At 49.9% G+C, this 13,566-nt stretch carries 12 protein-coding genes; 10 read left to right on the top strand and 2 right to left on the bottom strand.

What is annotated here, in order from left to right; translation table 11 throughout:
• Positions 1-456 precede the first annotated feature (456 nt).
• Positions 457-2,799: a DNA internalization-related competence protein ComEC/Rec2 gene (locus tag B5D40_RS03700; protein WP_078775817.1), complete on the bottom strand. Its 2,343-nt coding sequence runs from the start codon at positions 2,797-2,799 to the stop codon at positions 457-459.
• 62 nt (positions 2,800-2,861) lie between these two features.
• Here B5D40_RS03700 and B5D40_RS03695 point away from each other — a divergent pair, with 62 nt between their 5' ends.
• Both B5D40_RS03695 and B5D40_RS03690 read left to right on the top strand, forming a co-directional pair.
• The gene (locus B5D40_RS03695; RefSeq protein WP_073303378.1) at positions 2,862-4,133 is read left to right on the top strand and encodes a zinc metalloprotease; all 1,272 of its coding nucleotides are present in this window, start codon (positions 2,862-2,864) and stop codon (positions 4,131-4,133) included.
• 4 nt (positions 4,134-4,137) lie between these two features.
• Positions 4,138-4,665: a DUF4416 family protein gene (locus B5D40_RS03690; protein WP_078775816.1), complete on the top strand. Its 528-nt coding sequence runs from the start codon at positions 4,138-4,140 to the stop codon at positions 4,663-4,665.
• Positions 4,666-4,829: 164 nt separating this feature from the next.
• On the opposite strand, the gene B5D40_RS03685 is transcribed toward B5D40_RS03690, so the two are convergent.
• Positions 4,830-5,402: a manganese efflux pump MntP gene (locus tag B5D40_RS03685; protein ID WP_143394316.1), complete on the bottom strand. Its 573-nt coding sequence runs from the start codon at positions 5,400-5,402 to the stop codon at positions 4,830-4,832.
• 85 nt (positions 5,403-5,487) lie between these two features.
• Here B5D40_RS03685 and B5D40_RS03680 point away from each other — a divergent pair, with 85 nt between their 5' ends.
• The 8 genes from B5D40_RS03680 to B5D40_RS03645 all read left to right on the top strand — a co-directional run bounded on the left by B5D40_RS03680 (position 5,488) and on the right by B5D40_RS03645 (position 13,536).
• Positions 5,488-6,279: an SDR family NAD(P)-dependent oxidoreductase gene (locus B5D40_RS03680; RefSeq protein WP_158222056.1), complete on the top strand. Its 792-nt coding sequence runs from the start codon at positions 5,488-5,490 to the stop codon at positions 6,277-6,279.
• Between the two features lie 3 nt (positions 6,280-6,282).
• Entirely contained in the window at positions 6,283-6,654 is a 372-nt protein-coding gene (locus B5D40_RS03675) for a c-type cytochrome (protein ID WP_078775813.1), read from the top strand.
• 156 nt (positions 6,655-6,810) lie between these two features.
• The gene (locus B5D40_RS03670; protein WP_078775812.1) at positions 6,811-7,416 is read left to right on the top strand and encodes an ATPase; all 606 of its coding nucleotides are present in this window, start codon (positions 6,811-6,813) and stop codon (positions 7,414-7,416) included.
• Positions 7,417-7,419: 3 nt separating this feature from the next.
• Complete coding sequence (locus B5D40_RS03665; RefSeq protein ID WP_078775811.1) at positions 7,420-7,965, top strand: DUF2764 family protein; 546 nt, start codon at positions 7,420-7,422, stop codon at positions 7,963-7,965.
• 5 nt (positions 7,966-7,970) lie between these two features.
• A complete protein-coding gene (locus B5D40_RS03660) occupies positions 7,971-9,704 on the top strand; it encodes a V-type ATP synthase subunit A (protein ID WP_078775810.1) in 1,734 nt (577 codons plus the stop codon).
• Entirely contained in the window at positions 9,697-10,995 is a 1,299-nt protein-coding gene (locus B5D40_RS03655) for a V-type ATP synthase subunit B (protein ID WP_078775809.1), read from the top strand. Before B5D40_RS03660 ends, B5D40_RS03655 begins: the two co-directional genes overlap by 8 nt.
• Before the next feature lies 1 nt (position 10,996).
• Entirely contained in the window at positions 10,997-11,617 is a 621-nt protein-coding gene (locus B5D40_RS03650; RefSeq protein ID WP_073303358.1) for a V-type ATP synthase subunit D, read from the top strand.
• Positions 11,614-13,536 carry a V-type ATP synthase subunit I gene (locus tag B5D40_RS03645; protein WP_078775808.1) on the top strand — a complete coding sequence of 641 codons (1,923 nt, stop codon included), beginning with the start codon at positions 11,614-11,616 and terminating at the stop codon, positions 13,534-13,536. The genes B5D40_RS03650 and B5D40_RS03645 overlap by 4 nt, the downstream gene beginning before the upstream one ends.
• Positions 13,537-13,566 lie beyond the last annotated feature (30 nt).

Below are 13,566 nucleotides of genomic sequence, written 5' to 3'. Positions count from 1 at the left end.
AAGGCTCCCTTCCAGGGACAATTCGTCTAAAAGAGTAAAACTCTTAAGACTCATGGGCAGCCTCTTTTCCCTTCACCCTATCCCCCGCCACGCTTTTGTTTGGCGATGGGGTGATCATATTTGTTGGAAAACGGCTGAGGTGGCAAGTTAGTGATTATGAACGAAGCCGTTTTTTTTGCATTTTGGAGCTTCGACTAAATGAAAAATGCCTGTTTCGACGCAAAGTCGGCTTTTGTCAAATGGTGCATGGATTTTCTTGAGACCTTTTAGAAGTTCGTTAAATGATACAAGAGTTGGCGGGGAGTGGGAGTTAGGAGTAGTTGGAGATTAGTGATCAGTGATCAGTGGTTAGAGGAAAGTTGGGAGAAAATTCAGCAGCTTCTCCTATATTCCATTTTAAGTTCTCTTAACTACTTATTCCCCGCTGATCCTTCTTCCCTTTGCATACGGCAATGACTATAGCGAAGTTTGGACTTGATAGCCGTTCGCATTGAACCGTACAAAAACGCTGCCTTTTTCAGAAGTGTTCAAAAGGGGAATTTTTAAACTGTCCAGTCGGTTCACCACTTCTTTGTGCGGGTGCCGGAACCGATTTTTTCTTCCGTTCGATGCGATAGCGATGTCGGGATTTACCGCTTCCAAAAAGGCGACCGAGCTGGATGTCTTTGAACCGTGATGCCCCAATTTTAGCACGTCGCTTTTCAAAGGGATGTCGGTTTGCAGAATCGTCTGTTCGCCTTCCTTGGTCAAATCGCCGGTCAGCAACATAGAGCCTCCGATGCCCTCGATGCGCATGGAAATGCTTTGCGAATTGGTCTCTCCGCAATAAAAAGGATCCGGGTGAATCACGCGCATATTCCAGGTTTCCCGTTTTTGAGGCGATGTATAAAATGTCTCGCGAAAAATCATGCCTCGTTTTAAGTCCTGGATGACAACGCCGAGTTTTTGCGCCGTGGCAAGTACGTTTTTCCATTCCGGCTTGTCGGCAAAGCGGGAACATTCCTGAATCCACAGATTTTCGACGGGAAACTCCTGCAATAAAACGCTGGCTCCGCTGAAGTGATCCAGATCCGGGTGCGTGATGAGAATCCCTTTCAACATCCAGATTCCTTCTTCTTGCAGGTAGGGGATGATTTTGTCTTTGGCGACATTCCGTTTTCCGGTGTTTACCCCCGCATCGACCAGATAGACGTTTCCACTGGGGCTTTTCACAACTATGCAATCTCCTTGGCCGACATCTAAAACGGCGACGCTCCATTCGGGACGCGCTTTGGGAAGAAACGTCTGGTATGTAAAGTAGCATCCGAAAATTAAAATTCCCAAAAGGATAATTCGGCGGGCGCATGAATTGTTTTTGAAACTGCCAAGGGAAAGCAGAATCGTTCCCAAGATCAAAAGAACCCAGACGGGCAAAGGTCCCGCAGTCACGGAGGCGATGCTGAACGAAGAAATTTGCGCGACCAAAAAAGCAGAAAGGCGAAACAGGAATCCTGCGGCTTCGCAGAAGAGGCTGGCCGTTGCGGGAATCGGCAATAAAAGGGCGAACAGGCCGGCTTGCATTCCTAGGCTGACCAGCGGAACGACGCAGATGTTCCCGACGATGGAAATGGGAGAAAGGGAATGAAAAGACCAGATGAGAAAGGGGGCTGTAAAAGCCGTTGCGACCCATGTTATCCAGACGGCGGACAGCACGTAGTTTTCAAAACAAATCCATATTTTGTTTTTTCGCAGGACTTCGCTTTGCAAAATAAGCGGGTTCCGTTTTCCGTAAGCGATGATCCCCGCCGTCGCCGAGGCGGAAAGCTGGAAACCGACATTCCAGATGACCTCCGGGTTGAATGCGCACAAAAGAACCAGAGCGACGCCAAGAGCGTTCAGACTGTCGGCTTTGCGTTCAAACAGAAGCCCGATCTGTACGACGGAGAACATAAACACCGCACGAAAAACGGCGAGGGAGCCTCCGGCGGCAGGCGCGTAAAGGAGCATAAAAAGGATGGCGCAGATGCGGGCGATTCGGTGGGGTATCCGGGTCGCTTTCAGTAAAAGCAGAATCATTTCCGAAAGCAAGACGACGTGAAAACCGCTAATGGCCAGAACATGGACGATTCCTGCCCGTTTGAAACCGTTTTGCAAGGCGTCCGGAATTTGGGAGCGGTCTCCGGCCAAAAGTCCAATCAGAAGTCCCGATTCGGCGGCGGGAAGGTAGCGCGAGAAATAGTTTTTCAAAAAATGGCGAAACCCGGAAAAGAATTTTTCAAAGACGAATCGATGAGAGAGGACGCTGAAAGATTCCAATTTGCCGAAACCCGAAAGCCCTTGACCGCGAAGCCATTTGGGGGAATCGAATCCGCCGGGAACTGTGGGCGGCTCGACGGGAAACCACTTTGCCTGAAAACGGATGGAATCGCCGGGGCTGGGAAATGGAGGCTGCTTTTTGGAAAGCCGGAATCTTCCGGATTCGCTACGGATAATGACGGCGACGCCTTCTTCCCTGTCCATCACGGATTCCACAAAGCCCAGGTTCTCTGTCGGCGTTTTAAATGGATTTTCCTCGGAAGGATGGGCGAAAATCCAAGATGTGGCGCCCATGCGCAAGGCGAAAAAAATCAGCACGGCAAGCGAAGCGCGTCGAGGAAATCGGGGAAAGGCGTAAAGGGAAAGAAGGAGGACGGGCACAAAAGCGATGCCGTATATCGGATATTTTGCGGACGCTAAAAAAAGTACGGAACAGAAAAAAGCGGCAAGTGCCGGACGATTTGAAAGCGGCTGTAAAAATCTTTCCCATTCTTTGAATCGCATCGTTTTCTCCTAAAAATTTTGACTAAATTGAAGAGAAATGTTTTATAGGGAATAACGTCCAGATGACGGGAAAAAAGAAAAAAACGTTGATTTTCATCCTTTTTTATGCAACCTTGTTTGCTTTTTTGACGGGTTGCGGGCTTTTTTCTTCGGATGGCGATGGGGAAGCTCTCGCTCTGTATCCGACGACGGCGAAATTTGTCCTTTACGGCAACGATTTTGTGCCGAACGATTCTGCGGCGGCTTATTTGCCGACGGGAACGCTTTTGGCGGTGCATCCGAATGCTCTTTACACCCTTTCCTTCGATGCGGATTCCGGCAGGAAACCACCAAAACTGAACCTTTTCCGTGTTGTGGACAGCTATGTAGGCTCTAGAACGCGGCAACTTTCGGCGGAAGAAAGCAATGGCAGATGGTATTACCGTTTTCTTTGCGAAGAAAATAACTCCGGCTATTGGGCGACGACTTTGGAAGAAAACGGCGATTATTACAAAGGAACGGTTCGAAATGTCCGCTATGAAGCCGAGGGAGCTTACAGTTCGCATTTCAGCGTGAATCTGGTTGTAGCGGGGCAGTATGGCGGCACGGCGGATTCCGTTTCGCTGGATTCCCTGTCAAAACTTTTGCTCGCGGGCTTTCGTCGGTATTTTTCTTCGGAAGGCATTGCTGTCGATACGCTCTTTTTGCATTACGCTTCGGAAAGGAACGATGTCAAAAATTCTTATCCAGACGACGAACCTTGGCTTGCCGGAAAATCCAGCTCCGATGTTTTTGTGACGGAATTGGGAGGCTGGCCGAACTCTCCGGAGGAACCAGAAGTGTATAACGCTCTGGATTTGGTTCTGGTGCATCGGATTGAAATTGCAGGAGTTTTGGGGTATTCCATTCTGTTTGCGGGCAATTTCGGCGGCGGTCAAGGCAGCACGGTGGTCGTCGGAACGCATTATATGCTGGATTCCCGTACGGAATATTCACAGACGGCCAGTGAAATCGTGAACACGGCAATTCACGAATGCGCGCATTTTCTCGGTTTGCGCCATACGACGGCGACAAAATCCGATCAGGCGGCTTTGGGGGATTATTCCATTTGGGAAGACGGCATTGCCGACACGCCGCATTGCGGGCAGGTTCTGAATATGAAAATGGCTTCGGGCGAATCGGAAAACCCCGTTTCGCTTCTTCCGAATGTTCTGCCGAAACTCTTTTTCAAAAATGCAGCGACTTGTCCCGACGCCTCTAACCCAATGTTCCCCGCAGCATCGGTAAATACGGGAACTTTTACAGAAGGGCAACTTTCCTCTCTAGCAAAAATGATACCGGTTTACCCTCATTAACGATATGGCTTTACCTCATCAATTCTCTGAAAAGGCGGCTCTTTTGGCTTTCGTTCTCGTGCAAGGAAACGAATGGCCGTCTGAAGTCCTGAATGCTCTGCAAAATACCTGGGGGCCGGTTCGGCATCTAGGCAAGCTTTTCGCCTTTGATAAAACAGCGTATTATGCGCCGGAAATGGGCGACTCCCTTTATCGCGGCGTTCTTTCCTTTGCGCAAAGCGTGTCCCCGCAGGATATCGGCAGAGAAAAGGAACGTTCCAATGCGCTGGAATTTGAATTGGCGCATTCCCCGAATCATCGCACGGTGAATGTGGACATCGGCTATATGGATCTCGACAAAGTCGTGTTGCCCTCTTATAAGCGCGGCCCTTTCAAACTCTACGCCGGAAACGGCATTTGGCTCGATATGATTCTGCACTACGCCAAGGGACATTTTACGCCGACCGCGTGGGCCTTTGAAGACTTCAGGCGCAATCCCTATGAACACGACCTATTGCTGATTCGGGAAAAATTCAAAAAAGACAGTGTTTAAAAGGCGGCTCTAAAAATTCATTCGCAAAAATCGCTTGCATTAGAGTGGCTTGTTGCTAGTTGTTAGTTGTCAGTTGTCAGTTGTCTGTTGTTAGTTCGCTCGCATTAGAGTGGCTAGTCGTCAGAGATCTGTACGGAATTTCCGACGCGCGGCAATGATGCGAATCAGCGATGGAGATGCTCGACGAGAATTTTTGTGCCGATGGCGATGAGCACGCAGCCGCCGGCGATTTCCGCCCATTTGGACGAAATTTTTTTGCCTGCCCTTTTTCCCAAGTGAACGCCGATTTCCGTTGCCGCAAAAGCGACTATGCCGATAAGCGTTGAACTGAATGCGATTTCGTGCCCGATAATCCCAAAGGAAAATCCGACGGCCAGCGCATCCAGGCTGGTGGCGATAGCCAAAGAAAGAACCGTTCTGTAACCGAGTTTTTGCGTGAAACAGCTTTCCTTTTCCTGAAAAGCTTCCCGTATCATGCGAATGCCAATCCAGCCCAACAAGGCGAATGCGACCCAATGGTCCCAACTTCCGATAATTTCCGCCAGAAAGCCGCCGCCAAAGGCCCCGGTCAAGGTCATTCCCGCTTGGAAAATTCCAAAACACAGGGCGAGTTTTAAAATTTCGCATTCATTGGCTTCTTTTCGGCAAAGTCCGACGGAAAGGGAGACGGCCATGCAGTCGATGGCCAGAGCGCAAGCGATGAAAAAAACACGAATCCATTCCATTGCGTCGTCCACAAAAAAAAGTTAATTTGAACAGGAACGAATCAAAAGTTATGGGATGACTTTTGACGGCGATAAAAATAGAAATGTCGAGAGGCTTATGAAACGGTATAAAGCTCTTCTTGTCACGGGTGCGAGTTCTGGAATCGGAAAAGAAATCGCTTACGGACTTGCTCCCCAGGCGGAACAGGTCGTTCTGGTGGCTCGTCGTTCCGATAAGCTTGAAGCGTTGGCGCAGGATATTTCCCTTCGTTTTGGAACCAAAGCTTTTGCTTTGGCTGCGGATCTATCGGTATCGGGAAACGCCCAGACCGTTTTTGAAAAATTTATCGAATTGGTCGGATGCCCGCCGGATATCCTTGTAAACGATGCGGGTGCGGGATTTTGCGGGGAAGCCGCCGAGCTTTCTGTTGAAGCGGAAGCGCAGATGCTCCGCCTGAACATGGAATCCCTAATGCTTCTTTGCAAGCTCGCTCTGAAAACGATGTACGCCCGTCGCAAAGGGGTTATACTGAATGTGGCGAGCATGGGCGGATTTCAGCCGGGGCCTTATATGGCTGCCTATTTTGCGAGCAAGGCTTTCGTTTTGTCCTATAGCGAAGCCTTGGCGGAAGAATCCCGTTTGCACGGGGTTCGCGTACTCACCTTGTGTCCGGGTTCCGTCGATACGAATTTTCACGCCTTGGCGGGTTCAAAGAGGGGATTTCTCCGTTATTTCTTCAGCAGTACGCCGCAGCAGGTCGCTTGGGAAGCCGTTCGCGCCATTCTTTCCGGATTTCCGAATGTCGTGGTGCCCGGTTATTCCAACAAGGCGATTCTTTTAGCGGAAAGATTCCTCCCTCGGCGTTTGGTGACCATCCTTTCTGGAAAACTTTTGAAACCGAGAAGATAGTTGATGCCGTTGAAGAATCGCTGGTTTGTTTTTTTTGTGGTTTTGGCATCGGCCCTTTTTGCCGTCGATTTGATGACATTTTCCGACTTGACTCCCGAAAATCGTCAAAAGGCCGCGGATATTTACGATAGGGAATGTTACGCTTGCCATCGTTGGAATCGGGAATTTGCCGGTCCCGCCATGAAAGGAAATGTCGCGCGCTATCTGGATCGCCCGGATTCGCTTTGGCAATACCTCAAGGATCCGAAGCCCATCCATCCGGACAAATATCGCCCGATGGAAATCGGGAAACTTTCGGATTCCGAAGCCTCGTTGATGGTCGCTTGGCTATTTTCCTTGGTGCGGGATTCTACGGCGAAAGACCGTCCTCGCTGAATTTCTGAACATCTCTTTTTGTCTGCATTTTGTCTTAAAATGGGGCAATTTTGTCAATTCTTTTTCATTTTTTAACATCTTTGACGGCTTTTTTTGCCCGCAATTCATATATATTAGAAAACGACGAAAAAAACGCCTGTTGAAATCGGAGATTTTATGGCAGAAGATTTACAGAACCTGATTGAACGTATTCAAAAGGATGCGGTAGAAAAAGCGGACGCGCAGTCCGCAGAAATTATTGCCAAAGCCAAAGCGGAAGCGGCCAGTATTATCAAGAACGCCGAAACCGAAGCAAAGGCGAAACTGGAAAAAGCCGATAAGGATGCGGAAGTTTATACGGAACGGAGCAACAAGGCTTTGGAACAAGCCGCTCGCGATGTGCTTATTTCTGTCGGTCGCCGTTTGGAATCCATGGTAAACGGCATTCTTTCTCTTCAAGTTGAAAAAAATTTGAACGATTCTACCATCAAGGAAATGCTTTTGCTTTTGGCAAAAAATTACGCTTCCTCTGAAATGGGTGTCGTTTTTTCCGCAGCGGACAAGGCCAAATTGGAATCTTTTGTCATCGGCGAATTTGCCAAGGTTCTCGGTGCCGGGGTTCAGGTAGAAAGCGATTCGGGCATCAAGTTCGGATTCCGCCTGAAAATGGACGCTGGCAAAGTTTCTCACGAATTTACTTCCCAATCCATTGCTGCGGCGCTGTCGGCGCTAGTCCGCCCACAGGTGGCGAAAATCGTTTCCGACGTGGCTCAGGGAAAATAGTCGATGAGCAATGCTGTTTACATCACTGCGTCGCTTCCATTTTTAAAGTTCGGAGATCCACCTCCATTCTCTATTTCGGAACTTCGCAATCGTTGTTCTGCGGTCATGACCGAAGAGGAACTTGCCACTTTCGACTCCTTGGTAAACGGAGAAGAATGCGACGATCCTTTTGCTTCGGCATACATGGCTCATGAAATTCAATTAAAAAATGTCGTGGGGCATGCTCGTGCCGCATCCTGGGGACCGGAAGTCCGTTTTTCGGAACGGCAGTTTCCCGGTTACGACGTGACTTTTGCCAAAATGGTTTCGGACGCTTACGCCAAGCAGAATCCATTGGAACGGGAACAGGAATTGGATAAAACCCGTTTTTGGCTAGTCGATGAACTTGCCCGTGGAGAGGATTCCATGGCGGCGGTGTATGCTTTCGTGATTAAATTGAAAATTTGCGAACGCTGGTCTCGTATTTCCGCTGAAGCCGGAAATGCCGCCGTCCTCAAAGTGATTAATGATAACGACCCTGCCTATAACAGGGATGACCGGAGGTCTTAATTTCAATGGCTACTATCGGTAAAATAGTCGGTGTGAACGGAAACTTGATCCGGGTCGCATTTGATGGTGCAGTTGCCCAAAACGAAGTCGGTTTTGCAAAACTCGCTTCGGGCGTTGAATTGAAAAGCGAAGTGATTCGTATCCGCGGAGATTATGCAGAACTCCAGGTTTTTGAAGATACGACGGGCCTGAAGGCGGGCGACGAAGTCCGCTTTACGGGCGAATTGCTTTCTGTAGAGTTGGGACCGGGGCTTTTGACCCAGGTTTTTGACGGCTTGCAGAACCCCCTGCCGGAATTGGCCGAAGAATGCGGATTCTTTTTGCAGAGAGGCAAGTATCTGCCCGCGCTCCCGCGAGATGTCAAGTGGGCGTTTACGCCTGTTGCGAAAGTGGGCGACGTGGTTACGGGTGGCGATACTCTGGGAACCGTTCCCGAGGGAATTTTCAAGCATCGCATCATGGTGCCGTTCAAATGCCGCGATTCGCTCACCGTCGAAAGCATTGTTCCTGCGGGCGAGCATGTCGTAGAAGATGTCGTCGCGGTTTTGAAAGATGAAAATGGCAATTCCGTTGAAGTCAAGCTTTACCAGACCTGGCCGGTCAAGATTCCAATCAAGAATTATGCGGAACGCTTGCGCCCTTCTAAACCTCTGACGATGCAGCAGCGCATTATCGATACATTCTTCCCTGTGATGCAAGGGGGGACTTTCTGTACGCCGGGACCTTTCGGTGCGGGCAAGACGGTTTTGCAGCAGCTGATGAGCCGCTATGCCGATGTGGATATCGTGATTTTGACGGCTTGCGGTGAACGCGCCGGTGAAGTGGTGGAGACTCTCCGCGAATTCCCGGAACTCATCGACCCGAGAACGGGAAAGAGCCTGATGGAACGCACCTTGATTATTTGCAATACGTCTTCGATGCCGGTTGCTGCTCGAGAAGCTTCCGTTTATACGGGCGTTACCCTTGCCGAATACTACCGCCAGATGGGTTTGAACGTCTTATTGCTTGCCGATTCGACTTCTCGTTGGGCACAGGCTCTCCGTGAAATGAGCGGACGTTTGGAAGAAATTCCGGGCGAAGAAGCGTTCCCGGCATATTTGGAATCGGTCATCGCTTCGTTCTACGAGCGAGGCGGCGTCGTGCGTTTGAAAGACGGCTCGACAGGTTCCGTGACCATTGGCGGTTCCGTTTCGCCTGCGGGTGGCAACTTTGAAGAGCCCGTTACTCAGGCGACCTTGAAAGTGGTCGGTGCCTTCCTCGGACTTTCCCGCGAACGTTCCGACCAGCGTCGGTTCCCGGCAATTCATCCGCTGGAATCCTGGTCCAAATATGAAGGCGTCATCGATTCGAAAAAAGTGGCGGAAGCGAGAAAGGTTCTTGCTGACGGTAACGATGTGAACCAGATGATGAAGGTCGTTGGCGAGGAAGGAACTTCCATCGACGACTTTGTCGTTTATTTGAAGTCCGAATATCTGGATTCTGTCTATTTACAGCAGGATGCTTACAACGATATCGATGCGGCGTGCTCGGCGGATCGGCAAAAATACGTGTTTGAATGTGTTTATAAAATTCTTGAAACGCCAATGTCTTTTACCGACAAGGATTCGGCCCGCGCCTTCTTCCTGAAGCTGACGCAGACGACCAAGGACTGGAACCGCGTTGCGTTTGATTCCGAAGAATTTAAGAATCTCGAAAAGCAGATTTCTGACTCTGTTGCGGAGGTAGCGAAGAATGTATAAGGTTTATCATCGCATTGAACGTATTGCTGGCAGCGTGATTACCGTCCAAGCGGACAATGTGGCGAATCAGGAATTGGCGCAGGTTACAAGCGCTCAAGGCACTTCTCTAGCTCGCGTCATCCGTATCGACAAGGATATGGTGGACTTGCAGGTCTTTGCCGGCGCCCGCGGTATTTCGACCGATTCCCAGGTACGTTTCCTCGGCAAGCCGATGGAAATCCCGTTTAGCGAAGCTCTTCTCGGTCGCGTCTTTTCGGGCGCGGGCGTTCCAAGGGACAATGGCCCCGCGATTGAAGAAAATCCGGTGGCAATCGGCGGCCCGTCTGTAAACCCGGCGAAACGCATCATTCCGAAGACGATGGTGCGCACGGGCATTCCGATGATCGACGTTTTCAATACGTTGGTCGTATCGCAAAAGCTTCCGATTTTTTCTGTAGCTGGAGAACCTTACAACCAGCTTTTGGCGCGTATCGCTTTGCAGGCGGAAGTCGATGTCATTGTACTTGGCGGTATGGGACTGAAGCACGACGACTATCTGTATCTGAAGGATTATCTGGAACAGAACGGTGCTCTTTCCCGGACGGTGATGTTTGTGCATACGGCGAGCGACCCGATTGTGGAATGCCTGCTGGTTCCGGATGCCTCTTTGGCGGTTGCCGAACAGTTTGCGACTCGCGGCAAAAATGTCCTTGTCCTTTTGACGGACATGACCAACTTTGCCGATGCGATGAAAGAAATCGCCATTACGCAGGAGCAGATTCCTTCGAACCGTGGCTATCCTGGCGATTTGTATTCCCAGCTTGCCAGTCGGTATGAAAAGGCTGTGGACTTCGAGTCCTCGGGTTCCATTACGATTCTCGCCGTAACGACCATGCCCGGCGACGATGTGACCCATCCCGTTCCGGACAATACCGGTTATATTACGGAAGGCCAGTTCTACTTGAAGCATGGACGAATCGAACCGTTCGGCTCCCTCTCGCGCTTGAAACAGCAAGTGAACGGCAAAACCCGCAGCGACCATCGCACCATCATGAATACGATGATCCAGCTTTATGCCAGCTACAAAGAGACGCTGGAAAAACAGTCGATGGGTTTCCGCATGAGCAATTGGGACAACAAGCTGCTCAAATACGGCGAACGTTTTGAAAAAGAAATGATGGATCTTTCGGTGAATATTCCGCTGGAGCGCGCTCTCAATCTGGGTTGGGAAATTCTGGCCGATTGCTTTACTCCCGAAGAAACGGGCATTCCGTCTAAGATGATTAGCCAGTATTGGCCCAAGAAGGGGTAATATGGCGAAAGTCAAATTGACAAAAAACGCTTTGAAGATGGAGCGTGATGCGCTGAAACGCTATCAGCGATATCTGCCGACGCTTCTGCTGAAAAAACAGCAATTGCAGATGGAGATGCGCACTCTCCAGGCCAAGGTCATGGCAAAGCGGGAAGAAGAAGACTCCCTTCGAACTTCCATGGCAAGCTGGGTCGGGCTTTATGCAGAAGCGATTGAATGGGACAAGTACATTTCCGTGAAGGAAGTGCGGGAGGACGAAGGCAATATCGCCGGTGTCGAAATTCCCATTTTCAATGGAGTCGATTTTAAAGTGACCATACCGGATTTTTTCACGACACCTGCATGGCTTGACGAAGGTATTCGCTCTTTGCAAGGACTTATCGCTTTGCGCTTGGAACGCCGGGTTCTCGAAAAGCAGTATGAATTGCTTTCTGCGGAATTGCGCTCTACAAGCCAGCGAGTAAATCTCTTTGAAAAAGTGAAAATCCCGGAAACGAAAGAGAATATTCGGACAATCAATATATTCCTTTCGGATCAGCAGATTTCAGGAGTCGCCCGTTCCAAACTGGCCAAGGGAAAGGCGAATGCTAGAATCCTTACGCAAGAAGGAGCCGCCGCATGATTACTCCGATGAAAAAAGTGACGATCATCTGCTTGGATTCCGACAAGCAGGCCTCTCTCGAAAGACTTCGGGAAATGGGCATTTTGCACATCACTCCGCTAAAAAATCCTACGGGAAGCAGCCTGAACGCCGTCCGAAACGATTTGCTGCGGGTCCAGAAAGCTTTGGAATCCATTCCGGATGTCAAAAAGGCCGTTCCTTTGGAAGATTCTCTGACGGGAGAAGGCGTTGTAGAAGAGGTGCAGCGACTTCTTGAAGTACGCAAAAATGCCGAAGATGCCCATGCGGAAGCGGAAGCCAATTTGTCCCGTTACGGGGTTTTTGGCAATTTGGATCCGAAATCGGTTAAATCCTTGGAAGAACGCGGTATTTTTGTTCGGCTTTATGCGACCGCTCGTGGGATTCCTTTTGAAACGGAAGATGAAAAAGCCGTCATCTGTCCTTTTGCGGAAAATGCCGACGGCTTGTGTTACGCCGTATTGAATCAAGGAGCGGAACCTGCAAAGGTAAAAACGCCCGCAACGCGAATACCGATCCCCGCCCAGTCCGTGGAATATTATCGCCAGGAACGTTCGGGCTCTTTGGCGGAGCTAGACAAGGTGGAAAAACGCTTCCAGGAACTTTCTGCGGAAAAAGGTAAAGTCAAAAAATGCCTAGCAGAAACTACGGACGCTTATGCTTTGGAAACAGCTTCCGCCGGAATGCTCTCTTCGGAAATGCTGGCGGCGGTTCAAGGATTTTGTCCGGCTCCTCGAGTTGCTGAACTCTCTGCGGCGGCAAAAGCGGCTGGCTGGGGTTTGCGCGTAGAGGATCCGTCCGAAGAGGACAATGTGCCGACGCTGCTTTCCTACAATAAGCTTTCTCGCCCGATGCAGTTCCTTTATGATATTATCGGAATTTCTCCGGGCTATCATGAAGTGGATGTATCCAGCGTATTCCTGTGCTTTTTCAGCATTTTCTTTGCGATGATTGTAGGCGATATGGCTTATGGCCTGCTCTTCCTCGCCATCGCCTTGATTGTGCGTAAAAAGAAACCGAATGCCAATTCCGCGGGCTTCCATTTTATCTATTTGATGAGTGGAATGACCATTTTCTGGGGACTTATTAACGCCAGTTTCCTCGGGCTTTCGCCGGAGTTGGCTTCGTGGATGCGCTATTTGGATTTGACGAATTATGCGTGGCTTCCGGAACCGCTTCAAAATGCGATGCTCTGGATTCGTACCGCTGCGCCGTCGGATCCGGCGAAATTCGCCGCCTACCATAGCTGGGTTTCTGGAATATCCTTCTTCCCGGAATCTTTTGTTCCGCTGGAAGCGGGCGAGTCCCAGATGCAGCACATCCAGTTTTTCTGCTTCTGCATTGCGGTTGTGCATCTTTCGATCGCCCACCTCTGGAATATCGCCGTTCGTATCAAACGGAAGGATTCCACGTTCCTGGCGCAGGTCGGCTGGCTGCTCTGCTGCTGGTGCATGTTCTGCTTGGCGAACAATATGGTTCTCGGTATGCAGATGCCCGGGTTCGTCATGCCGATGTTCATCGTGGCGGCGGTTCTCTTGGTTCTGTTCTCGGTTCCGCCCAGCAGACTCAAACAGGACTGGATTTCGATTCCTATGCTTGTGCTGAATATTGTGAACAGCTTTACCGATGTGATCAGTTATATTCGTCTTTTTGCTGTAGGAATGAGCGGAGCGGCCATTGCGGAAGCGTTTAATGGAATGCTTTCTCCGCTTTTCGGTTCTGCGATTGGCATTGCCGGCGCTGCTTTGATACTTCTTTTTGTCCATGGCTTGAATATTGCGCTTGCCATTATGGGTGTTGCCGTTCATGCTGTGCGTCTGAATACTCTTGAATTTTCTAACGGCTTGGACTTGCAGTGGAGCGGTTATGCTTTCGCTCCCTTTTCCAAGAGCAAAAATTAACCAAGGGAACTATTCCCGTTACCAATAAGA

Origin of the sequence: Fibrobacter intestinalis (assembly GCF_900167415.1) — a bacterium.
Taxonomy (GTDB): Bacteria; Fibrobacterota; Fibrobacteria; order Fibrobacterales; family Fibrobacteraceae; genus Hallerella; species Hallerella intestinalis.
This window is presented reverse-complemented; position numbering and strand designations above follow the sequence as displayed.